Annotated in this window: 20 protein-coding genes and 1 riboswitch; of the genes, 18 read left to right on the top strand and 2 right to left on the bottom strand. The window is 68.7% G+C overall.

Annotated elements, in window-relative coordinates; genetic code table 11:
* Positions 1-22: 22 nt before the first annotated feature.
* The gene (locus OJA40_RS12695; protein ID WP_263810830.1) at positions 23-1,645 is read left to right on the top strand and encodes a tetratricopeptide repeat protein; all 1,623 of its coding nucleotides are present in this window, start codon (positions 23-25) and stop codon (positions 1,643-1,645) included.
* 33 nt (positions 1,646-1,678) lie between these two features.
* Here OJA40_RS12695 and OJA40_RS12690 read toward each other — a convergent pair whose 3' ends face one another.
* Positions 1,679-2,455 (bottom strand): TrmH family RNA methyltransferase, encoded by a 777-nt coding sequence (locus tag OJA40_RS12690; RefSeq protein WP_208427099.1) that lies wholly within the window; start codon positions 2,453-2,455, stop codon positions 1,679-1,681.
* A 141-nt stretch (positions 2,456-2,596) separates the two neighbouring features.
* Between OJA40_RS12690 and OJA40_RS12685 the strand changes: the two genes are divergently transcribed.
* From OJA40_RS12685 to OJA40_RS12650, 8 genes are all read left to right on the top strand, one after another.
* Complete coding sequence (locus tag OJA40_RS12685; RefSeq protein ID WP_208427098.1) at positions 2,597-3,391, top strand: hypothetical protein; 795 nt, start codon at positions 2,597-2,599, stop codon at positions 3,389-3,391.
* A 147-nt stretch (positions 3,392-3,538) separates the two neighbouring features.
* Positions 3,539-4,264 carry an SDR family oxidoreductase gene (locus tag OJA40_RS12680; protein ID WP_208427097.1) on the top strand — a complete coding sequence of 242 codons (726 nt, stop codon included), beginning with the start codon at positions 3,539-3,541 and terminating at the stop codon, positions 4,262-4,264.
* Between the two features lie 323 nt (positions 4,265-4,587).
* Positions 4,588-5,727: a TRAP transporter substrate-binding protein gene (locus OJA40_RS12675; RefSeq protein WP_208427096.1), complete on the top strand. Its 1,140-nt coding sequence runs from the start codon at positions 4,588-4,590 to the stop codon at positions 5,725-5,727.
* A gap of 68 nt (positions 5,728-5,795) precedes the next feature.
* Positions 5,796-6,443 carry a uracil-DNA glycosylase gene (locus OJA40_RS12670; protein WP_263809036.1) on the top strand — a complete coding sequence of 216 codons (648 nt, stop codon included), beginning with the start codon at positions 5,796-5,798 and terminating at the stop codon, positions 6,441-6,443.
* Between the two features lie 162 nt (positions 6,444-6,605).
* Positions 6,606-7,307, top strand: coding sequence for a DUF2461 domain-containing protein (locus OJA40_RS12665; protein ID WP_208427307.1), 702 nt, complete (start codon positions 6,606-6,608; stop codon positions 7,305-7,307).
* Between the two features lie 279 nt (positions 7,308-7,586).
* A complete protein-coding gene (locus OJA40_RS12660; protein ID WP_208427308.1) occupies positions 7,587-8,225 on the top strand; it encodes a hypothetical protein in 639 nt (212 codons plus the stop codon).
* Positions 8,226-8,302: 77 nt separating this feature from the next.
* Positions 8,303-9,262 carry a helix-turn-helix transcriptional regulator gene (locus tag OJA40_RS12655; protein WP_208427309.1) on the top strand — a complete coding sequence of 320 codons (960 nt, stop codon included), beginning with the start codon at positions 8,303-8,305 and terminating at the stop codon, positions 9,260-9,262.
* A gap of 30 nt (positions 9,263-9,292) precedes the next feature.
* Positions 9,293-10,141: an alpha/beta fold hydrolase gene (locus tag OJA40_RS12650; protein ID WP_208427310.1), complete on the top strand. Its 849-nt coding sequence runs from the start codon at positions 9,293-9,295 to the stop codon at positions 10,139-10,141.
* Positions 10,142-10,168: 27 nt separating this feature from the next.
* Here OJA40_RS12650 and OJA40_RS12645 read toward each other — a convergent pair whose 3' ends face one another.
* Positions 10,169-12,124 carry a sensor histidine kinase gene (locus OJA40_RS12645; protein WP_263810828.1) on the bottom strand — a complete coding sequence of 652 codons (1,956 nt, stop codon included), beginning with the start codon at positions 12,122-12,124 and terminating at the stop codon, positions 10,169-10,171.
* 218 nt (positions 12,125-12,342) lie between these two features.
* On the opposite strand from OJA40_RS12645, the gene OJA40_RS12640 reads away from it, so the two are divergent.
* The 9 genes from OJA40_RS12640 (at position 12,343) to pgl (ending at position 21,263) form a co-directional block, all read left to right on the top strand.
* Complete coding sequence (locus OJA40_RS12640; RefSeq protein WP_263810827.1) at positions 12,343-12,732, top strand: hypothetical protein; 390 nt, start codon at positions 12,343-12,345, stop codon at positions 12,730-12,732.
* 98 nt (positions 12,733-12,830) lie between these two features.
* Positions 12,831-13,181, top strand: a riboswitch (cobalamin riboswitch).
* A 217-nt stretch (positions 13,182-13,398) separates the two neighbouring features.
* Positions 13,399-15,375, top strand: coding sequence for a TonB-dependent receptor plug domain-containing protein (locus OJA40_RS12635; RefSeq protein ID WP_263810826.1), 1,977 nt, complete (start codon positions 13,399-13,401; stop codon positions 15,373-15,375).
* 12 nt (positions 15,376-15,387) lie between these two features.
* Positions 15,388-16,578, top strand: coding sequence for a YncE family protein (locus OJA40_RS12630; protein ID WP_208427687.1), 1,191 nt, complete (start codon positions 15,388-15,390; stop codon positions 16,576-16,578).
* Positions 16,579-16,633: 55 nt separating this feature from the next.
* Positions 16,634-17,176 carry a DUF6580 family putative transport protein gene (locus OJA40_RS12625; RefSeq protein WP_208427688.1) on the top strand — a complete coding sequence of 181 codons (543 nt, stop codon included), beginning with the start codon at positions 16,634-16,636 and terminating at the stop codon, positions 17,174-17,176.
* Between the two features lie 15 nt (positions 17,177-17,191).
* Entirely contained in the window at positions 17,192-18,136 is a 945-nt protein-coding gene (locus OJA40_RS12620) for a cobalamin-binding protein (protein ID WP_263810825.1), read from the top strand.
* 28 nt (positions 18,137-18,164) lie between these two features.
* On the top strand, positions 18,165-18,395 hold the full coding sequence (locus OJA40_RS12615; RefSeq protein ID WP_208427592.1) for a (2Fe-2S)-binding protein: 231 nt from the start codon (positions 18,165-18,167) through the stop codon (positions 18,393-18,395).
* An 88-nt stretch (positions 18,396-18,483) separates the two neighbouring features.
* The gene (locus OJA40_RS12610) at positions 18,484-19,230 is read left to right on the top strand and encodes a PIG-L deacetylase family protein (RefSeq protein ID WP_208427591.1); all 747 of its coding nucleotides are present in this window, start codon (positions 18,484-18,486) and stop codon (positions 19,228-19,230) included.
* 128 nt (positions 19,231-19,358) lie between these two features.
* Entirely contained in the window at positions 19,359-20,417 is a 1,059-nt protein-coding gene (locus tag OJA40_RS12605; protein WP_208427590.1) for a sensor histidine kinase, read from the top strand.
* 96 nt (positions 20,418-20,513) lie between these two features.
* Positions 20,514-21,263 carry a 6-phosphogluconolactonase gene (gene pgl, locus OJA40_RS12600; RefSeq protein ID WP_263792551.1) on the top strand — a complete coding sequence of 250 codons (750 nt, stop codon included), beginning with the start codon at positions 20,514-20,516 and terminating at the stop codon, positions 21,261-21,263.
* Positions 21,264-21,520 lie beyond the last annotated feature (257 nt).

Genomic DNA, 21,520 nt, shown 5'->3' with positions numbered 1-21,520 from the left:
TTTCACCTCCTCCGTCCCTGTCATGCGCCGTCTCGCCCGCCGTGCCGCCCTCCTCCTCGCATTCGGCCTCCTCGCCGGCCCGGCCCTTGCGCAGCCGGCCGAGTACGGCACCACTGAGTTTGCCAACTCGGGCGCCGAGGCGGCGCAGGAGCCGTTCCTGCGCGGCCTCCTGATGCTCCACAGCTTCGAGTACGACGACGCCCGGGCGGCCTTCCAGGAGGCGCAGGCGATCGATCCCGACTTTGCCATGGCGCACTGGGGCGAGGCGATGACGCACAACCATCCGATCTGGATGGAGCAGGACCGCAAGGCGGCGCTCCAGGCCCTCCACGGCCTGGCCCCCACGCCCGACGCGCAACTGGACGCGGCCGCCACCGACCGCGAGGCGGCCTACCTCCGCACGCTGCAAGTGCTCTACGGCGCCGGGGCCGACGAGCCGGCGGACAAAGAGGCCCGCGACGACGCCTACGAGGACGCAATGGCGGACCTCGCCGCACGGTACCCCGACGACCTCGACGCGCAGGCCTTCCACGCCCTGTCCATCCTGGGCACCGCCCACGAGGGGCGCGACGTTGCTACGTACATGCGCGCCGCGTCGATCGTGGAGGAGGTGTTCGACGCGAACCCGCAGCACCCCGGGGCGGCCCACTACCTGATCCACGCCTACGACGACCCGGTGCACGCCCCGCTCGGCCTGCGCCCTGCTCGCGTGTACGCCGACATCGCCCCGGCGGCCCCCCACGCCCTGCACATGCCGTCCCACATCTTCTTCGCCCTCGGGCAGTGGGCCCGCGGCGCCGCGTCGAACGTCGACTCGTACCGGGCGGCCCGGCAGAAGAGCGAGGCGGCAGGCGAGGGGCTGAGTGGCGGCGGCTTTCACGCCCTGCACTGGCTCCACTACGCGCGCCTCCAGCAGGGCCGCCACGCGGACGCCCGATCCGTCCTCGACACGACCCGGACGCACGCCACCGACTCGCGGGTGCAGACCGGCTACGCGGACTACATGCGTTGGTACATGCCGGTCGCCTACGTCGTGGAGACGGAGCACTGGGACCGGTACGACGCCCTCGCCGAAGCGATGGCCGTGGACGCCGCTGCCCTCGACGCGCGGGGCGCCGTTACCGTGCACGCGGGCCGGGGCCTCGCCGCCGCGCAGCAGGGCCCCCTGTCGGCCGCCCGCTCGGCGTTGGAGAAGGCCCGGGCGGCCCTGGGCGAGGACCCGTCGGAGGCACTTCGGATTCAGGTGCTCGAATTGGAAGGGCTGATCGCGCTGAAGGCCGGCGACGACGAACAGGCCCTCTCGCTCCTCAAGGAGGCCACGGCCCTCGAAACGGACCGGCCGCTGAACTTCGGGCCGCCCTTTCCTGCGAAGCCCGCCCCCGAGCTGTACGGCGAGGCGCTCCTTGCGCTCGACCGACCGGCCGACGCCCTCGCGCAGTTCGAGACGACGCTGGAGCGGTATCCGGACCGGGCCCGCTCGCTCTGGGGCACGGCCCGTGCGGCCGCCCAGGCCGATCGGCCGGAGGCGGCTCGGGCAGCCCGGTCGGCCCTCGCCTCGCAGTGGCAGGGCGCCGACGCCTCCGTCCGGCGCCAGCTCCAGTCGCTGACCGGCTCGGCCGAGGCAGAGACGGCGCAGTCCAGGTAGCCGCGTTGCCCGTCCGGGGCGGGGCCCCACCGCCTACGGCCGCCCTTCGTCCCCGAGCTTCCGCTCGATGATCTGCTCGGCGTTGTTGACGCTGCGGAGGCAGAAGCGGGCCTCGAGGCGGGCCCGCGCCTCGTCGCCGAGGTCGGCGTGGTGCCCCTGGCGGTCGAGGCGATCCTGCTGGGCGTGGTAGAGGGCCACCGCCGCCGCCACGGACACGTTGAAACTCTCGGTGAAGCCCGGGAGCGGCACCTCGCACGCCGCGTCCGAGGCCTCGAGCATCGTGTCGGTCACCCCCGCATCCTCGTTGCCGAAGACGAGCGCCGTGGGCTGCGTAAAGTCGAGATCCCGAATCGGCACCGTGTCCGCGTGCAGGTGCATGGCCACGACGCGGTAGCCGGCGTCCTGGAGGTGCGCCGCGCAGGCGGCCGGCCCGTCCCAGTGCCACACGTCGAGCCAGTGCTGCGCCCCCTGGGCCGTGCGTTGGGAGTGCTTGTACCGGTCGTGCTCGCCGCTCACCACGTGCATGTCCTGATGCCCCAGCGCCTCCGCCGAGCGCATGACGGCACTCACATTGCCGGTGTTCACGAGGCCCTCCACCACCGGCACCACGCTGCGCGTCCGGTTGGCCACGACGGTCTGGATGCGGTCCAGCCGCCGCTCCCGCATGTGGGGTCGGAGCAGCCCGACGATGCGTTCCGGCGACAGGCGCACGTCGCCAATCGTAAAGGGATCGGTCTGGACCGGCGGCGTCCCCCCTGCCGCCAGCAGCCGATTCATCTCTTTCTCCGCGTCCACGTCGTGGTGACTCATGAATCCTGGAATGCAACCGGGCGTATTGAGATCGTGTTGACTTGAGATCGTGTTGACGGGTTCTCCCTCCACCCTGCCCGCCAACGTTCTTCGGGCAGGCCACCCTGCGACACACATCCCCTGACTCACTTCCACGCCGCCATGTTGCGCCGCCGTTCGTTCCCCATCGCCCTTTCGCTCGTTTTTTCTCTCCTCCTCGGTGCCGGGCCGGCGCCGGCCCAGTCCGTCACGTCGGTCGTCGACGACATGCAGGCCGCCTACGACCGGCAGCTCGAGACGGTCGACACGTACATCGTGGAGACCAACCTCTACACCGCCTACAACCAGAAGGTCCCCCAGGACGGCCGCCCGACCTACCGGACCCAGACGCAGATGAAAGGCAGCGGGACCTCCTCGTTCGCCGCCAACACCACGCCGTCGGCGGCCTACGGCATGCAGTTCGACCGACTCCGGCAGCACGCGACCTACGCGGGCACCGAAACGATCGACGGCCTGCGCTGCCACGTCCTGCGGGTGGACACCCCCTCGGCGGTCGACCCTGACATGAGCGGGAACGCGACGCGCATGACCTACTACGTCGACGCCGAGCGGCACGTGCCCGCCCGGATGGTCATGGAGACCGCCGCGTCCGGGCAGCAGGGCCCCAATCCGTCGTCCGTCGCCATTCGCTTCAAGAACTACCAGACGACCGACGGCCTCACCCTGCCGCACCGGATGGAGATCCAACTTGACGCGAACCTCTCCGCCGAGCAGCGCCAGCAGATGCGCCAGGCAATGGAGAAGATGAAGCAGCTGCCGGAGCAGCAGCGCAAGCAGATGGAAAAGATGATGGGCGGCCAGATGGAGATGATGAAGCAAATGATGTCCGGCAACCCGATTGCCATCGAGGTGCAGAGCGTGCAGGTGAACGTGGATCTGCCGGACGGCGTGTTTTAGCGACGCGGGGACGCAAACCAGGGCACAGGTGCGCGGCACACAGCCCCTCCATTCCCGAAGTAATCACTCGCCGAACGGCAACCCCGCCCGGAGGCGACCGATAGAAAGGGACCGTATCGTCAACTGTGTCCCAATCCTTCGTCCCCCATGGATCTGACCGACGCCGTCGCCGTCGTTACCGGCGCCAGCAAGGGCCTCGGTGCCCGCATCGCCCGCACCCTCGTACACCAGGGCGCCACCGTCTGCGGCCTCGCCCGAAGCACCGATTCGCTCCAGGCGCTGCACGATGACCTTGGGGCCGCCTTCGTCCCCGTCTCGTGCGACGTCCGGAACGAAGACGCGATCGAGGCGGCCTTCGAAACCGTCGACGACGAGGCCGGGCGGCTGGACGTGCTCGTCAACAACGCCGGGCTCGGGCAATTTGGCCCGGTCGACGACCTCGACACCGACGCCTTCGACGTGCAGATGGACACCAACGTGCGGGGCGTCTACCTCTGCACCCGCGAGGCGGTCCCCCGCATGCGGGAGCAGAACGAGGCGACCGGCTTCGGCGGCCACATCGTCAACATCGCCTCCATCGCCGGCCTCCTCGGCAACCCCAACATCAGCGCCTACAACGCCAGCAAGTTTGCCGTGCGCGGCTTCAGCGAGGCGGTCATGAAGGAGGTGCGCGAAGACGGCATCCGCGTGACGTGCCTCTACCCCGGCTCCGTCGAAACCAATTTCTTTGACGTGGCGGGGGTCGACATGACCGAAAACCCCCTCGACCCCGACGACGTCGCCGCAACGGTCCAGCACGTGCTGGAGGCCCCGGCGAATCACCTCATCTCGGAGGTCGTGATGCGCCCGCTCCGCCCGCACCGTGAAGCATGAGATGTGAGGCATGAAGCGTGAGGCGTGAAGTGTGAGGCGTGAAGTGTGAGGGACACGAATTACGCATCATGTCCTCACAGATCACGCTTTTCTGCTAGAGCTCCGGCTCACTCATCGGCTCGGCGGAGGGCGTGTCGCGGGAGGCATAGGGGCCGTCGGGGCGGCCCTTCTCCCCTGCTTGATGAGGGGGGTCGTTGAACAGGGCGACACTCCCCCCAGCCCCTCTGGGAGGCCTGACGCAAACATGCGGTTGCGAGGGGGTGAATTGGCTCCTATACTAAACGGCCCCGTTCACACGCCCTGCGCATCGACCCTGCCCCCTCATGGAACGGCGCGACTTTACCCGAAAAGCCCTGCTCGGCGCCGCCGGGGCCGGCCTCCTGACCGGCTGCGGCGACGGCGAATCGTCGGCGAGTGACGGCGCCCCCAACGTGCAGACCGACAAACAAGTCCGGTGGCGGCTCGCCTCCAGCTTCAGCCGCTCCCTCGACACCATCTACGGCGCGGCCGAGGTGCTCTCCGAGCGCCTGAAGGCGCTCACCGGCGGGAACTTCGAGATTCTTCCCTATCCCGGGGGCGAGCTGGTGCCGCCGCTCGAGGTGCTGGGCAGCGTCCAGAACCGCACTGTGGAGATGGGGCACTCGGCCAGCTACTACTTCATTGGGAAAAACCCCGCGCTGGCGTTCGACTGCACCGTCCCGTTCGGCCTGACGGCCCGCCAGTACAACGCCTGGGTCTACTCCGGCGGCGGCATGGACCTGCTGCGCGACCTCTTCGCCGACTTCAACATCCTGAACCTGCCCGGCGGCAACACCGGCACGCAGATGGGCGGCTGGTTTAACGTGGAGGTGAACGCCCTCGCCGACATGAACGGCCTCAAGATGCGCATTCCCGGGATGGGCGGCAGCGTGATGAGCGAGATGGGCGTCAACGCGCAGGTGCTGCCGAGCGGCGAGATCTATCCGTCGCTGGAGCGGGGCGCAATCGACGCGGCCGAGTGGGTCGGGCCCTACGACGACGAGAAGCTCGGCTTCCACGAGGTGGCCCAGTACTACTACTACCCCGGCTGGTGGGAGCCCGGGCCGGCCCTCACGTTCTACGTGAACCGGGACGCCTACGACGGCCTTCCAACGCAGTACCAGGAGGCGCTCAAAACGGCCGCCGCCGAGGCGAACGTCCGCATGATGGCCGAATACGACCACCGAAACCCCGCGGCCCTGGACCGCCTGCTCGACGAAGGCACCACGCTCCGCCGCTTTCCCGATGGCGTCATGGAGCGCGCCCAGGAGGTAACAACCCAACTTCTGGAGGACAACGCCGCCGGCAATCCGCAGTACCGCAAGATCTACGAGGCCTACAAGGACGCCCGCGAGGAGGCCTACCGGTGGTTCGGCACCGCCGAAATGGGCTACGCCGACTTTGCCTTCCCCCGCGTCGGGTCGGAACCCACCACGTCTGCCTGATCGCCAGCAGACTCTTGTAGGAAAATCCCCACGACCCTCTTCCCTCTTGCTCCCCTCCCGCCCCCCGCATGCTCCCCGCCGTCTGGGACCTCTTCGAGACACACGTCTTTCCGGCCCCCTCCACCGAGGAGTGCTTCAATCCCTACCGCGACCGCCGGGACGATCTCGACGTTCCCGACGCCCCCACCCACCGCCGCGACAACCTGCGGGCGTACCTGTCGTGCTTCGACACCGCCCCGCCCCTTTTTCTCCTGCTTGAAGCCCCGGGCCCCTGGGGCTGCCGCTTCTCCGGCGTGCCCGTCACGAGCGAAGCCCAGCTCACCGACCCCGACTTCCCCATTGACGGGGCGGCTACGAGCCAGAAGGACGTGCCGATCACTGAGTATAGCGCGTCCATCTTCTGGCGCGTCCTGCAGCCGCACTTCCCCCACTTCTTCGTCTGGAACAGCCTCCCCCTCCACCCCCACGACCCGGACGATCTGCTCTCGATCCGCACGCCCCGCCGCTCGGAGGTGCGCGACTGGCACGACCTGCTGCGCGGGGTGCTGGATGCGCTCGCCCCCGAGCGCGTCGTGGGCGTTGGGCGCAAGGGCGAACGGGCCCTCGACGAGGTCGGCGCCGATCCCACCTACGTGCGCCATCCCTCGCAGGGCGGCGCCAACAAATTCGAGGCGGGAATGAAGTCCATCGTGGCGGAGATGGACCTTGGGACGTAATTCCTTCAGGGGGGAGCGACGATCTCGAAGGACGCGCGCGCCGCGAGGTCCCACGCCTTCGCTTCCACGGGGAGAAGGGACTGGAGACCGGTCCCGCCCGACTCGTTGGTGATTTGTGGACCATTCTCCGTTTCGTTCCCACATTTCCCGGCGGCTCCCCCGATGGCTGAGCTCCTATCGCGTCCCCCATTCCCGGGCTTCCGCCCTGAGGCATTCGCGTTTCTCCGCGCCCTGGCCGAGAACAACGACCGCGACTGGTTCAAGGCGCGCAAGGACACCTACGAGGCGGAGCTGAAGGACCCGCTGGAGCTTTTGCTGACCGACGGCGCGCGGCGCATTGCCGAGACGGATCTTCCGCTCACCGCCCATCCCAAGAAGTCTCGGTTCCGGATCCACCGGGACATGCGCTTCACCGACGACAAGACGCCGTACAAGACGCACGTCAGCGGCGTGTTCGACCGCTCGGGGCAGCGCGACGAGAGTGGCGTCGTCTACGTGCACGTGGAGCCGGACGACTGCTTCCTGGGGGCGGGCTTTTACCAGCCGAGCGTCCCGTACCTCCGCCCCGTTCGGGAGCGCATCGCGGCGGAACCGGAGCGGTTCGTCGAGCTGCTCGACGAGATGGAAGCCCGCGGCCTCCCTGTCCACAGCATGGAGGACACCCTCACGGGCATGCCGAAGGAATTTAGCGACCACCGGGACACCTCGATTGCCCCGTACCTGAAGTGGAAAAACTATGTGGTCAAGCGGGACTACCCGGACGACGCCCTTCAGTCCCCGGACTTTGCGGGAGAGGTCGCCCGCATGGCCCGGGATGTTCGGCCGCTCCTTGAGTTTGTCTGGGCGGGAGAGCCGTCGTCTTAGGTCGCCCGCCAGGCTCGACGTCGTTCGGCCCCCAATGCCCTCGTGGACGCCCGGCCGTGCATCGTCAACCCGAAGCGCCTCCCTGCACAGATCCTTCACAGCATCCACTTGACACCCTTCGAAAAACTTTTTGTACGTTTGATCAGTCTGGCGGCATAAATTTGGGGATGCAGGCCATTTTGAGCACATTTCTCGTGTCACAGTCATAATAGCACCGACAGCTCCGTGACGGCATTGATGGCAGTGTCGGGGCCTCTCGTGGGGATCCTGATTGGATGGATGTTGCACAGGCACGCCGATCACGCGCCCGCCCCGACGGCCCTTCAGCAACGAATCGAACACGTCTGTACGATCGACCAACGCATTTCGTCGGCCCTGGCCTCTCTCCACGCCTACGAAGAGCGCCTTCGGATAGGAGCACAGCTTTCGGAAAACGGCTCGGCGTCGACCAAGCCGTGCTCGATCGGCTCGGGGACGGACGACCTCGGCATGGGCCTCGGGCGGTCGCCGCTGCGCGAACCGCTCGATGGGAAGACACTCCTCGACATCAAGCAGGCGACCGACAACCACATCCGAGAATGCACGAGTGCCCTCACCCGGGCGACCGCTGTGCTAGAGGAGGATACGATCCGTGGTGCAGAGGAGCTGGTCGACGCACTGGTGAACACCCGGGCGACGCTGGAGGCCCAAGAGACCAATGGGGAGGCGTCGTCGGAGGCGATGGGGGCGTGCGTATCGGCCCTGCACGAGTCTCGCGCCCAATTCCTTCGCACGGCCCGGACGCGGCTGGGGCTGGACGCGCTTACCGAAGAGACCGAAGGCCGGATCGAGGCCCTTGCGGAGAAGGCCTTTTCCCCGTCGCACCTCTCGCGCCCGTACGTGGCGGCGGGCGTCCGGCTGCCCGAAGAGCGCCGATAGCCGGAGGATGAAAGTCCGGCGTCAATTTGGTTATCTTGGCGGGTCCGCATAGCCGTTGCGACGCCGCCCCCTCGCCCATGACGCCCTCCGAACGCTGGCCCGCCATTCTGCTGCAGCTGGAGCCCGACGCCTGGACGCGCGCGACCGACCTGGCCCGCGCCCTCGGCGTCAGCGAGCGCACCGTGTACCGCGACGTGCAGGCGATGGCGGAGGCCGGGGTGCCGCTGCAGGGGGTGCCGGGCAAGGGCTACCGGCTGCCCGACGACTACCTGCTCGCCCCCATCCGGCTCACGCGCGACGAGGCGGTCATGCTCGTTCTGGGCAGTGCCTACGCCGCCCGCAACTTCAGCGGGCGCTACCAGGCCGCGGCCCGGGCGGCCCGCCACAAGATCGAAGACGTGCTCCCGGCCGACGACCGGGAACGTGTGCTCTCCCTGCGCGGCAGCGTGTCCCTGGTCCCGTCCAACGTCTTTGGCGACTCGGCCACGGACGGCCTGCTGCGACAGGCGCGCCACGCCCTCGTGGAGGAGCGGACCCTGCTGGCCACGCTGGCGGGCGCGTCCGACGATGGCCCCAGTACGCGGCGCATCGACCCGTACGGCCTGGTGCGGCAGGGCAGCGCGTGGCACCTCGTGGGGTACGGTCACGACCGCGAGCATGTGGTTCACCTGCGCCTGGAGCGCATCCGCGGCCTCAACATGACGGACGCCACGTTCGAGCGCCCGGCCGGCTACGGGGCGCGCTCGCAGGGCCCGGCGGCCCCGTCCCGACGGCGCGTCCGGGTCGTCTTCGCCGACGAGGCGGCTGCGACCGTGCAGGTCCCGTCGTCCATCGCTGTAGAGTCTCGCGAGCATCTGTCCGACGACCGGCTGCTGCTGACCCTAAACGTCGATCACGTGCTCGAGGTGATGCCGTGGCTCCTAAGCTGGGGGCGCCACGCCCAGGTGCTGGAGCCGCGCGCGCTCCGGGAACGGATGGCCACAGAGGCCCGCGCCGTGGCCGACCAGTACGAGTCGGCCCCCACGCTGCTCGACTAAGCCCGCCGCCGGCCCAATCTCCTTCGTCCCATGCCCTCGGCCCCGACCGCCCCGGACGCCACGCGGACCGTTCACACCCCGGCCGGCCCGCTCGCGTACACCGACGTGGGCAGTGGACCGCCCGTCGTTTTCCTGCACGGCAACCCCACGAGCGCCCGCCTCTACCGCCACCTCCTCCGCGACCTGGCGCGGGATCACCGGTGCATCGCCCCCGACTACCTTGGCTTTGGCCGCTCGGCCGCGCCATCAGGCGTCTCGTACCGTCCTCCGGCGCACGCAACACGGATCGAGCAGCTCCTCCGCTCGCTGGGGCTCTCAAATCTCACCCTCGTGCTGCACGACTGGGGCGGGCCGATCGGCCTGGCCTACGCCCTCCGCCACCCCGACACCGTGCGGCGCCTCGTGCTGATGAACACCTGGGCGTGGCCGCTCACGCACCGGCCCGTGCTTCGGGCCGTGAGTCGGCTGCTCGCCACTCCGACGGGCCGCCTCGCCGTCGAGCACGGCAATGCGTTCGCGCGCATCGTCATGCCGATGACCACCGGCGCCGGCCGTCAGAGCGACTGGATCGCCACGTACGCCGCCGCCCTGGACTCCCGGCCGCGCCGGCACGCCTGCTGGGCGTTTGCGCGGGCGCTCCGGGCCGAGGCCGACTGGCTGCGGGCGCTGTGGACGCGGCGACACCGGCTTCGCGACTGCCCGGCCCTCCTGTGCTGGGGCATGGCCGACCCGGCGTTCGGCACTGAGGCGTGCCTGCGGCGCTGGCAGAACGTCGTGTCGGGGGCCACCGTGCGCCGCTACCCCTCGATCGGCCACTACGTGCCGGAGGAGTTGGGGCCGGCGCTCGTCGACCCTGTGCGGCGGTTTCTCGCCCCCTAGCTCTTTCGCGCCGGATCGACGCCGCAGTCAGTTCATCGGCCCCTCGGCGACGGCCGGGGCGGACGCCTCCGCCTCCGTCAACGACGGCAGTTCGACCGTGAACGCACTGCCCTCCCCCTTGGCGCTGTCCACCTCGATGGCGCCCCCGAGCAGGTCCACCAGGCGCTTCGTGAGGGCGAGGCCCAATCCCGCCCCGTCGTACTCCCGCGCCACCCCCTCGGACTCCTGCTTGAACGGCTCAAACAGGTCCGGCCGAAACGCAGGGGCAATTCCGACGCCCGTGTCCCGCACACCGATCCGGACCCCAAATTCGACCGGTTCGGCTCGTATGCGAACGGTCCCGTCATCTGTAAATTTGACGGCGTTCTGGACGAGGTTGTTGAGGATGCGGTAGAGGAGCGTGCGATCCGTCGCCACGGTGCAGTCCTCCGGCACGTCAAGATCGACGGCAAGGGCCTTCTCCTCGACCGCCTGCGCGTGCCGGTCGACGACGTCACGGACCACGCTCGGGACCGCCACTTCCTGCACCGTCACCTCGAGGGTGCCGGACTCAATCTGCGCCATGTCCAGCACCGACTGGAGCGTGTCCGAGAGGCGCCGTCCGCTCTCCCGAATCTGAAGGGCAAACGACCGGTGCGGCTCCTCGGCCTCCTCCATGATCACTTCCGCGTAGCCCGTGATGGTGGTAATGGGCGTGCGGAGTTCGTGGCTCATGTTGTGGATCAGGGTTGACTTGAGCCGAGCCGCCTGCTCGGCCTCCTGTTTCGCACGGAGCATCTCGTCCTCCCACTCCTTCCGTTTGGAGAGGTCCCGCACGGCGCACACGTGAACAGGCTCGTCGCCGGTCGTGACGGTCCGCGTTTCGACCTCGACCGGGGTCGTCGTGCCGTCCGCATGGACCAGTTCGGTCTCGACCGGGGCGTCGGTCCTCCCCTCGGCCCGGTCCAAATGAACCGACGGGGCCGACGCGAGCAGGGCGGTGATGTCCTTCCCGATCAGGGCCTCCCGGTCCGTTTCCATCATCTGGGCCAGGGATGCATTCGCGTCGACGATCGTTCCGTCGGCCTCGTGGAGGGCGATGCCCTCAAGCGTGGCCTCCGCCAGCCGACGAAAGCGGGCCCGGCGTTCCTCCAGCTCCTTCGTGCGGCGCCGGACGGCCGCCCGAAGCCCAATCACGACAATCCCGCCCACGAGCCCTCCGCCCGCAAGAATCAGAAGTGCCGCTCGGAGATAGGTTGAGGGCCATCCGACCTGGGCAAGGTCGTCCCGGCCTCGGGGCTCGATTTGGTGGTATTCGTCGTACGGCGCCTCGAGGTCGTATTGGCCCACCACCCCTGTCACCTCGACCGCGTCGCCCTCGGCGAAGCGATCCAGCCCAAACCGATCTCCGTGCCGCTCCGCCACGAACACTTCAACCTGCGCCGGCGACGCGGCCCCCTGGGCCTGAAGGCGCAGGTAGTCGCCCCCCCGGTTGGTTCCCTTTCCGGCGATGCGCCCTCGCACGCGGGCGAGCCGGCCCTCGTGCTGCTCCCCCGCCGCTGTGTTCACGGTGAGTGGAAGCGGGGCCGGCGTGCGGGCCCCGGCCTCCACGACCCGCCCCTCGGCGCCCCGCAGTCGCGTCAGGCCGTAAGCGTGCTCCAGGGAGCCGCGGACGCGAAGGCTGTCGCCCCGCTCCACGACCAGGCCATCGGGCAGACGCACGTGGATTCCGGCCGTACGGTCCTGAACCGCAACCAGTTGGGGCCGGGACACGGCCAGGCGCCCACGCCCCGCCGTGACCCGTCCCGCCACCGTCACGGTCTCTCCCCTCCGGTCCGGCACGTCGTCCGCGTTCGCGTCGACCCGGACCTCGGCAATGGGCGCCGCCGGTCCAAGCCGAAGGCTGTCGTCGGGGGTCGGACGGGCGGCGCCCCACGCCGGACCGGCAATCCATAGAAGTCCCGCTCCGATAAACGAAAGGTGCCAGGCAATGGCTCGAGACACAACGAGGAGCGCAGTTGGTGGGGGTGGGCGGACGTGCCCGTTTTGTTTTCCATTCCTAAAAGTGAAGCGGGCACTCCTCGAAATCAAGTGTCCGCCCCCTCGGCCCCCAGGGCCGTTCGTTCGGCGCCCCTCCTCGCCCACTGCACTCTGTGCAACAGGAATGAAGGCGGCGGCGTATGATTGTGTTACTTCAACGATTCAAACCCGGCGCCATGCCCATGTCTCTCATTCCCCTGGTTGCGGTCGTCATGGTCTTCGCCATCCCCATCCTGGGCATCGCTCTCGCCGGGTACAAGGAGTGGCTCAAATTCAAGACCAAGCATCGGGAACTGGGCAGCTCCACGCGCGAGGTTGAGGACCGGATCGACGGACTACAGGACCGCCTCGCCCGCCTGGAAGCAGAACGGGATGCCCTGCAGGAGCGCGTGCAGAACCTGGAAACGATTGTCACCAGCGAGGCCTGGATCGCGGATCACGACGAGTCCGGCGGGCTCTCCTCCCTAGACGAGACGGACCTCAGTTCCCTTGAGCTCCCCCGCGACGAAGCCCCCCTCCCGCACGACACAGCGCGCACCGCGAAACTGGCCCGGCGCCTCCGCGGTCAGTGACGCCTTTCGCCCCCCGAGCGCGTACACGAAAGATCCCGTGAAGGGATTGTGCTTTGCCGCGCCGAGCGTCTACATTGAGACTGTATTTGAACCCCGTTCTTTCACACACGTCACAGGTTCTCGCCCGGCGCCCGCCGGGCGGGATGAAAAGGGAACACCAGTGCCGCCCTGGCGCACGCCGAAGCGCTCAGCTCGTCTTGTCGACTGCGCTTCAGTCCTCCGCCACGGCCAGTCTGGGGCTGTACCCGCAACTGTGAATCGAACGACGGACGCGCGCTGGAGGCGGTTCGCCACTGCCCGACCGAGTGACCCCAACACCCACCGTTGGGACGGCTCGTCGTGGCGGGAAGGGGAGCCGCCGAGCGTGTCCGTTGACCACGGGGCCGCCGCGTTCGCCGCGGCCCGTGGGTTCGACGAGCCAGGAGACCTGCCTGTGTGCGTGACGAGGATCCCGACCGCCATCGCGGATTCTCTCACCGCCAACAACCTCCGGGACCAGAGGCTTGTGGCGTGCCTGCCCCGATTATGGCCCCGTTCTTCCGTGCGTCCCGTCTGTAGCGGACGCCGATCCTGCCCCATCCGTCCCTCCTGTAGCGGACGTGGGGGCGGCCTTTGTGGGCCCCGTGCAGCCGCCCGAGCCTCTGTACTGAGGTGAGGGCTTTTTCTATGGCTGCACTCGTCTTGCTTATCGCTTCGGCGTTCCTGCTGCCCGTCCCCGGGTGGGCCCAGGCGCCCGCCCCCGCCGACACGACGCGGCGCCCCCCGGTCGTCTCGGAACCGCCGGACTCGTCCATCGCAATGTCCGTAACCCTCCCCGAGGTGACGGTGGAAGGGGTTCTGGACCGCGCCGCCTCCATCCCGGCGGCCGCCCACGTCACGACCCTCGACGCGGACGCCGTGGCCGCGAGCGGCGCGCAGTCGGTGGCCGACCTCCTGTCGATGCGCTCCGGGGCGTTCGTCAAGCAGTACGGGAGCACGGGCCTCGCCACCCTCTCGATGCGGGGCATGGGCGGCACGCAGACGCAGGTGCTGCTCGACGGCCTGCGCGTGGCGAACCCACAGACGGGCCAGGTGGATCTGTCGCTGCTTCCCACCCTGCTGATCGAGTCGGTCGAGGTGCAGCACGGGGCCGGGTCGGCCCGGCACGGCTCCGGGAGCCTGGGCGGCACCGTCCACCTCCGCACGCTGCGCCCACAGACCGATCCGCTCCTCCGCGTGGCGGGCGGCGGCGGCGCGTACGACGAGCGCCACGTGTCGGCCCTCGCGTCGGGCGGGCAGGGTTCCTGGTCCGGGCTGGTGGCGGGGCGCTACTACCGCACGGACGGCGACTTTCAGTACCGCAACTCGTTTCTGGTGCCCACGCAGACGCTGCGGCGGAACGGGGCCGGCGCCCGCACGATGACCTTCTTCGGGCGGGGGACATGGCGGGGGGACACGCAGCGGTGGCGCCTGTCGGGGTGGTGGACGAAGGCGCGACGCGGCCTTCCGGGGCCGGCCAGCGCACGCAGCGGCGGGGCCCGTCAGTGGGACGAGCTGGGGCGGGTGTGGACGGAGGGCACCCTGCCCCTCGGGGCAGGCACCCTCGAGCTCTCGGCGCAGGGACAGCGCTCCCGCCTGCGCTACCGAAACCCCCCGACCCAGACCGACCGCACGACCGTCACGACGGCCACGGACGCGGACGCCGAACTCCGCTATCCCCTCTCGTCCCTCGGGTCGATCACGGCGGGCACCACGGTCGGCTACGATCACGCCTCGCTGGACGGAGGGGTTGACCGGGTGTCCGGAGCCACGTTCGTGGACGCGACCCTCTCCCTCGCTCCGTTTGAGCTCCAGCCGGCGGTGCGACTCGACGCCATCGGGGCGAACGGCGAGCCCACCATCGTGCCGAGCCCTCGCCTGGGCGTCCGCTGGCGTCCGTTCGACGATGTCGGCCTCACGCTCCGCGGCCTCGTGGGGCGGGCCTTCCGCTACCCCACCTTCAACGAACGCTACTACGAGCCGGGGGGCACCCCGGGGCTCCAGCCCGAAGACGGCTGGACCACGGAAGGCGGCGTGTCCTTCCGCCTCGCGCGCCCCGACGCCCTCCTCACGGTGGAGGCCACCGCCTTTGCCACACGCCTGACCGACAAGATCGTGTGGCGGCCCAGCTACGTGGCGAACGGCGTGCAGGTGTGGAGCCCGTCCAACGTGTCCCGCGTCTGCAGCCGGGGCCTGGAGCTGAGCGTGCGGGGCAGGCAACAACTGCGTTCGAAGCTGTCTCTGTCCGGCGGCAGCCACTTCACACATACCCGGGCCGAAAACCGGGCGAACGCCAACTCGCCGGCCTACGGGGCGCAACTGCCCTACGTCCCCCGACAGACGTGGAAATTGTGGGGGCGCGCGGAATGGCAAGGACTGTCCGTCTCCGCGACGGGCCGGCTCGTGGGCCCTCGCTTCTACTCCGCCGACGAATCGAGATCCCTCGCGCCGTACCAGACGGTTGACGTCCGGGCCGCTTACGAATGGGCCTTCGATGCGGGCCGGCTCGCCCTGGAGGCGCAGGTCAAAAACGTGCTCGACCGCCGCTACGAAATCGTGCGGCTCTACCCCATGCCCCCCCGCCACGCCACCCTTCGACTTCGTTTTTCCTTTCCCTCTTCCTGACCTCTATCGACGATGCGTTCTTCTTTCTCGTCTTCCGTTCTCGCGTCTCTTCCGACCGTGCGGCTGCGCCGCCCTGCCGTCTGGATCGCATTCCTGGCCGTCGCCGCCCTGTCGCTCACGGGCTGCGACCTCTTTGGCTCGAATGACGACGATGGCCGCCGCGTGACGACGGACGTGGTGATCGCCAATTCGGGCAACTTCAGTGCTCAGGACGGCTCCCTTACGCTTTACGACCCCACCGACTCTACGGCCACCCTCGAGGACATCGACGTGGCGTTCATCAACAGCCTGGCCCTGCACAACGACCGCCTCTTCGTCGTCGACAACACACAGGCTGACAATGCCGGCCGGATCACGACCTTCGACACCGATCAGCTCGGGCCGATTGACCAAGTTTCGAACCCGCGTCCCCCACGGTACATCGCCTTTCCGACCGCGGACAAGGGGTACGTTTCCAACCTGAGCCGTTTCGACGAGAACTTTAGCCCCGAGCCGAGCACTGTGTCGGTGGTCGACCTGGATGACAACTCGGTCACGAAACGGGTTGATGTTGGGCGTGAGCCTCGGGGCATCGGCGTTGCCGGCGGGAAGGCGTTCGTCGCGAATTCCGCGGACGGCACCCTCTCGGTTCTCGACGCGGACGCCGACACCGTAAACACGACGCTGTCCCTCTCCGGCTGTGATAACCCCAAGAGCGTGTTCGTGGACGGCGAGAACGAGGTGACGGTGGTCTGCCAGGGCGGGGGCGAACAGGCTTCCGAGGTGCTGTTCCTAAGCCCGATCGAGGAGACGATCAAAGACCGGGTAGAGCTTGGTGCCCCCATTGGCTCGGCGAACGCGACCCAGTCGGCGTATTACTCGGAGGGGGCTGAGGAACTGTATGCCATCAGTGGGGTCGAGACGTTCGGAGGCCCCCCGTTGGGGGGAACTGGTGAGATCTTTCGGGTAGATACCGACACCAACGTGCTCGACGCGACTTTAGAGGTTCCACAGGACGATGAACTTGTCAATCTCACTGCAGTCGGCTACGACGCCGTTACGCAAGACCTATACGTGACACGCCTTCCCGTTGGCGACGCTGGCGGACCGCTCTTTTCGGCGGACGGGACCGCGCTCATCCTTGACCGAAGTGGAGACGAAGTCACACGCTTCAAAACCGGCAACACCCCGGGCCACATCGCCTTCTTGCGCGATAGCCAGTAGACACTCAGCATGGCCCTACCGCTCCTTCCCTGCGAAAACACCCCGAATTGGTCCCATGGGATCTCGTGATCGCCTCATTCGCTTCGCCGTCCTCACTGGCATCGTGCTGCTCGCCGCGGCGGCCCGCATCGCCCCGCACCCGCACAACGTCACGCCCATCGCCGCGCTGGCGCTCTTTGGCGGGGCGCACTTTGCGAACCGGTGGGTCGGCCTCGGCGTGGCCCTCGTGGCCCTGCTGCTGGGCGACCTCGTGATTGGGTTCCACGCGCTCGTGCCGTTCGTCTACGGCGGCTTCGCGGCCATCGGCGTGCTCGGCTTCGGGCTTCGGTCGGAACGGAGCGTGGGGCGCATCGCCGGGGCCACCGTGGCCGGGTCGCTACTCTTCTTCCTGGTCACCAATTTCGGGATGTGGTGGCTGTTCGACACCTACCCGCCGACGGCCGCCGGCCTCTGGGCCTGCTACGTCGCCGGCCTGCCGTACCTCGCCAACAGCCTCGCGGGGAACGCCGTGTACGTGACCGCACTGTTCGGCGGGGTCGCCCTGCTGAAGCGGGGGGTGCCGGCGCTCCGGTTGGACACGACTACTGCCTCAGCGTAACCCTCCCTCAGCCCTATGCCCCGGATTGTGTCGCTCATTCCCAGCGCCACCGAGATCGTGGCCGCCCTCGGCCACGGGGACGACCTGGTGGGCCGCTCGCACGAATGCGACCACCCGCCCGGCGTGGAGGCGCTGCCCGCCCTGACCGCCCCGAAGGTCCCGCTCGAGGGATCGAGCCGCGAGATTGACGATCGGGTGCGCGCCCTGCTCGACGAGGCGATGTCGGTCTACGACGTGGACGTGGAGCGGCTGAACGCCCTGCAGCCGGACGTCATCCTCACCCAGTCGCAGTGCGAGGTGTGCGCCGTGTCCCTACCGACGGTCGAGCAGGCGGTGGCCGATCGCATCGAGGGCGCCCCGACGGTCGTGGCCCTGGAGCCGCGGTCCCTGGCGGACGTGCGCGACGACATCCGGCGCGTGGCCGCGGCCCTCGGCTGCCCGGACCGCGGCGACCGGCTCGTGCGCCGGATGCGCGACCGGATGCAGGCGACCTCGAACGCGGTGGCGCCCGCTGACGCAACCGACCGCCCCACGGTTGCGGCCCTGGAGTGGATCGATCCGCTGATGGGGGCCGGGGGCTGGGTCCCGACGCTCCTGGAGGCGGCGGGCGGGACGCCGGTCTTTGCCCGTCGCCGCGGCGACCTCGACGCCCTGCACGAGGCCGATCCGGACCGCATCGTCGTGATGGCGTGTGGGTTCGGCCTGTCCCGGACCGATGCGGAGCTGGACGTTCTCCGGACCAACCCCCAGTGGACCGCCCTCCGGGCCGTGCAGACCGGCCACGTGTACCGGGCCGATGGCAATCACTTTTTCAACCGGCCCGGGCCCCGACTGGCGGCCTCCCTCGACATTCTGGCCGAGATCCTCCACCCGGACCGCTTCCACGCCGCGGTTGATCGCTCTCATCGAGACACGGCCTGGCGGCGCGAGCCGGCCCCGGATCCCTCGCCGTCCCAGTAGTTCTTTTCCCATCCGCGTCCCCTCCACAATGACCATCGACCGCTGCTACTGCTACGAGCAAACGTTCGCGGCCCTGAAGGCCGTGGCGGAAGACACGGGGGCGGACTCGATCGAGGAGCTCCAGGCCCACGTCACCTTCGGCGAAAACTGCCAGCTCTGCCACCCCTACGTGGACCGGATGCTGGAAACCGGGCAGACCGTCTTCCACGAGGTCCTCGAGGCGGACGAGGAGTCCGACGCGGGACCGGCCTCGTCCTGATGCCCCCCGCGCGGCCCTCGCGGCGACCACGCGGGCGGCTCGTGCATAGGAGGACGTGTGCTGTTTTTCGAAACGCCTCCGCCCCCCGATGGCCTCTCTGCTGTACGTTTTTCCCCACCCCGACGACGAATGCTTCGGCCCGGTGCCCGCCCTCGCCCGGCAGCGCCGCACAGGGCACGAGGTGCACCTGCTCACCCTCACGCGGGGCGAGGCCACGTCGCAACGGGAGCGCCTCGGGTACTCGAAGGCGGACATGGCGGCGGCCCGCTACGAGGAGATGCAGGGGGTGGCGGCCACCCTGGACCTTAGCTCCCTGACTGTCCTGGAGTACCCGGACGGAGGGCTCGCCGAGCTCAATCCACTGGTGCTGGAGGACGAGGTGACCTCTCACATCCACGCTCACGAGCCGGACGTGGTCGTCACGTACCCCGTCCACGGGATTAGTGGACACCCCGACCACCTCGTGGCCCACGCCGTCGTGAAGCGCGCGGTGTGCGCCCTTCGTCGAGACGGGGCGGCCTCTCCCCGTCGCCTCGCGTTCTACACGCTCCCTCCGGCCGACGACGCAGACCGACCGCCCCACCTCTCGCACTCCCCCCCAGCGCTCATTGACTGCCAGGTCCCCATTCGGGACGAGGACCTGGAAACGGGGCGCGAGGCCCTCCACTGCTACGAGACCTACCGCCCCGTCATCGAGGAGCATCGGCCCCTCGACACCATCGGCGATCGCGTGTCGTTCGAGCTATTTGCAGAGACGCACGATCCGCCCCTCTCCTCGCTCCTCGACCGCCTGCCCGCCCTCGACGACGAGGCGGGCCTCCCCAGCGCCCCGTAGCGTCTCGCCGGAGACGGTTTTCGGTTTGTTAACGCCTCCGCCCCCTGGACAGTGGAACGCGCAGCTGGGGCAAGAAAGTATGATCCGATCCAACCGCATGTTGAGTTTCTGATAACCCCGCAGAGCCCGTGTCATTTGTTCCCCGGCTCCCCCCGTTCGTGAGCCGCCTGGGCCTGAAGCTTGGGGCCACGGCGGGCCTCATCGCCGGGCTGGGAGCAGTGGCCGCGTCGAGCGCTTCCGGCGGAGGCGCTGCCCTGCTCGGACTGGGCACCGCCGTCCTCGTCTACGCCGCGAGTCACGTCTGGCTCCACCGTCGCCTCCGCCACCTCCAGGGGGTCCTGCACGAAATCCGCACCCATGAGTTTGCCGCCGAGACGCCCCCCTCCGGCCCCCACGGCGACGAGCTGAGCACGCTTCTCTGGGAGGTCTACCGCACCGGCCAGAGCCTGGAAACCGAAATCCAGGAGCTCAAGGCGATGGAAAGCTACCGGCGCGAGTTTATCGGAAACGTGTCCCACGAGCTCAAAACACCGATCTTTTCCGTCCAGGGCTTCGCCGAGACATTGCTGGACGGCGCCCTGGACGACGAGTCGGTGAACCGCACGTTCCTCAAAAAAATCCTCCACCACGCCAATCGCCTCGACAGCCTTGCCCGCGACCTCTCGACCATTACCAAGATCGAGACGGACGAGCTGGACATGTCGAACGAAGCGTTCAACGTGGCGGAGCTGTTCGACGCCGCGATCGAGTCGGTCGAGATTCGGGCGGAGGAGAAGGGCATTATGCCCCGGCAACGAGTCGCGCCGGACCTTCCCCAGATCTACGGCGACTTCGACCGTCTCCGTCGGGTCCTCGTGAACCTGGTGGACAACGCCATCAAGTACAACCAGGACGGCGGTACCGTCCAGCTGGAGGCCGAGAGCCAAAACGACGAGGTCGTGATCCGGGTCGTGGACGACGGCATCGGCATTCCGCCGGACCACCTTCCCCGCCTCACCGAGCGCTTCTACCGCGTGGACAAGAGCCGGTCTCGCAACCAGGGGGGCACCGGACTGGGGCTCGCCATCGTAAAGCACATCCTCGCCGCCCACGACCGCGAACTTCACGTTGAGAGCGCGCCGGAGGAGGGCTCCACGTTTTATTTCACCCTGCCGACCTCGCCCCAGCCCAGCCTGCAGCCGGCGTAGGCCGGTCCCACTGCCATGCTCGTCCGGGCCGATGGCAGCCTGCCGCCGCCACGCCACCGCACGGATCCGGCCCTTGTTCCACATCCACGTCCCCACATGCCCCCATCGCCCTCGTCTGCCGTTCGCCGGTTTCCCGACCTCGACGCCCTAAGCCGGGCGGCGGCCCGGGACCTGACGGCCGACATCCAGGAGACCCTCCGTGCACGAGACCACTACGCCCTCGCCCTGGCGGGCGGGAGCACGCCGCGGCGCCTCTACGAACTGCTCGCGGCGGAGGCCGAGGGCCCCCTGCCCTGGTCCCAGATCCATCTGTTCTGGGGCGACGAGCGGTTCGTCCCGCTCGACCATCCGGACAGCAACGCCCGCATGGCGAATGATGCACTTGTTGAGGCCGTCCCCATCCCACCCGACCAGGTGCACCCGATGCCGACGCACCTGGACGCCCCCGACGCGGCCGCCGCGGCCTACGGGGAGACGCTCCGGCACCAGTTCTCCGACCGCTCCACGACATTCGACACGGTCCTTCTCGGCCTCGGGGGCGACGGGCACACGGCCTCCCTCTTCCCCGAAACCGGCACGCCCGAGCAGCGCCGCACCGACGAGGCGTGGGTCCGCCCCGTGACCGCTCCGCCCCGCCACGAGCCCCCCCGCCGTCTCACGTGCACCCTGCCGGTACTCAACGGCGCCCGGCGGGCCGTTTTTCTCGTGGCCGGCGCGGGGAAGGAAGACGCTCTCGCCCGCGTGCTCGACCAAGAGGATTCGTCGCTGCCGGCCGCCCAGGTCGCCCCCCGGGCCGCGCTGCTCTGGTACGTGGACGCGGCGGCACGCCCCCATCCCTCGGAATAAGGGGCACCGTGCGGTCATGCCCACTTTAACGCCCCGTAGGCTCATCCACCGCCCTCCACACCCTGCCAGGGTCGCCCTGCGAGCCGCAACGGCTTTCAAAAGAAGGCATGAACCTCCGGTGCACCCAGTTTGAATAAACGAGACGATCTTGTACATTTGGAACCGACAATCGTGTTTTTCTTCACCACTTCTGGTCCCTCCACCCCCACCATGGAGAACCCGATTGACCGCACGATCCGGCTGATGGCCATTGCTGC

Origin of the sequence: Salinibacter pepae, assembly GCF_947077775.1 — a bacterium.
Taxonomy (GTDB): Bacteria; Bacteroidota; Rhodothermia; order Rhodothermales; family Salinibacteraceae; genus Salinibacter; species Salinibacter pepae.
This window is presented reverse-complemented; position numbering and strand designations above follow the sequence as displayed.

Excerpts from the sequence above, each read along its gene's own strand:
- OJA40_RS12680 (WP_208427097.1), top strand. The coding sequence starts at position 3,539 with ATGGATCTGACCGACGCCGTCGCCGTCGTTACCGGCGCCAGCAAGGGC.
- OJA40_RS12635 (WP_263810826.1), top strand. The coding sequence starts at position 13,399 with ATGGCTGCACTCGTCTTGCTTATCGCTTCGGCGTTCCTGCTGCCCGTC.
- pgl (WP_263792551.1), top strand. The coding sequence starts at position 20,514 with ATGCCCCCATCGCCCTCGTCTGCCGTTCGCCGGTTTCCCGACCTCGAC.
- OJA40_RS12695 (WP_263810830.1), top strand. The coding sequence starts at position 23 with ATGCGCCGTCTCGCCCGCCGTGCCGCCCTCCTCCTCGCATTCGGCCTC.
- OJA40_RS12685 (WP_208427098.1), top strand. The coding sequence starts at position 2,597 with ATGTTGCGCCGCCGTTCGTTCCCCATCGCCCTTTCGCTCGTTTTTTCT.
- OJA40_RS12655 (WP_208427309.1), top strand. The coding sequence starts at position 8,303 with ATGACGCCCTCCGAACGCTGGCCCGCCATTCTGCTGCAGCTGGAGCCC.
- OJA40_RS12615 (WP_208427592.1), top strand. The coding sequence starts at position 18,165 with ATGACCATCGACCGCTGCTACTGCTACGAGCAAACGTTCGCGGCCCTG.
- OJA40_RS12620 (WP_263810825.1), top strand. The coding sequence starts at position 17,192 with ATGCCCCGGATTGTGTCGCTCATTCCCAGCGCCACCGAGATCGTGGCC.
- OJA40_RS12650 (WP_208427310.1), top strand. The coding sequence starts at position 9,293 with ATGCCCTCGGCCCCGACCGCCCCGGACGCCACGCGGACCGTTCACACC.
- OJA40_RS12665 (WP_208427307.1), top strand. The coding sequence starts at position 6,606 with ATGGCTGAGCTCCTATCGCGTCCCCCATTCCCGGGCTTCCGCCCTGAG.
- OJA40_RS12690 (WP_208427099.1), bottom strand. The coding sequence starts at position 2,455 with ATGAGTCACCACGACGTGGACGCGGAGAAAGAGATGAATCGGCTGCTG.
- OJA40_RS12660 (WP_208427308.1), top strand. The coding sequence starts at position 7,587 with ATGTTGCACAGGCACGCCGATCACGCGCCCGCCCCGACGGCCCTTCAG.
- OJA40_RS12640 (WP_263810827.1), top strand. The coding sequence starts at position 12,343 with ATGTCTCTCATTCCCCTGGTTGCGGTCGTCATGGTCTTCGCCATCCCC.
- OJA40_RS12630 (WP_208427687.1), top strand. The coding sequence starts at position 15,388 with ATGCGTTCTTCTTTCTCGTCTTCCGTTCTCGCGTCTCTTCCGACCGTG.
- OJA40_RS12675 (WP_208427096.1), top strand. The coding sequence starts at position 4,588 with ATGGAACGGCGCGACTTTACCCGAAAAGCCCTGCTCGGCGCCGCCGGG.
- OJA40_RS12610 (WP_208427591.1), top strand. The coding sequence starts at position 18,484 with ATGGCCTCTCTGCTGTACGTTTTTCCCCACCCCGACGACGAATGCTTC.
- OJA40_RS12670 (WP_263809036.1), top strand. The coding sequence starts at position 5,796 with ATGCTCCCCGCCGTCTGGGACCTCTTCGAGACACACGTCTTTCCGGCC.
- OJA40_RS12625 (WP_208427688.1), top strand. The coding sequence starts at position 16,634 with ATGGGATCTCGTGATCGCCTCATTCGCTTCGCCGTCCTCACTGGCATC.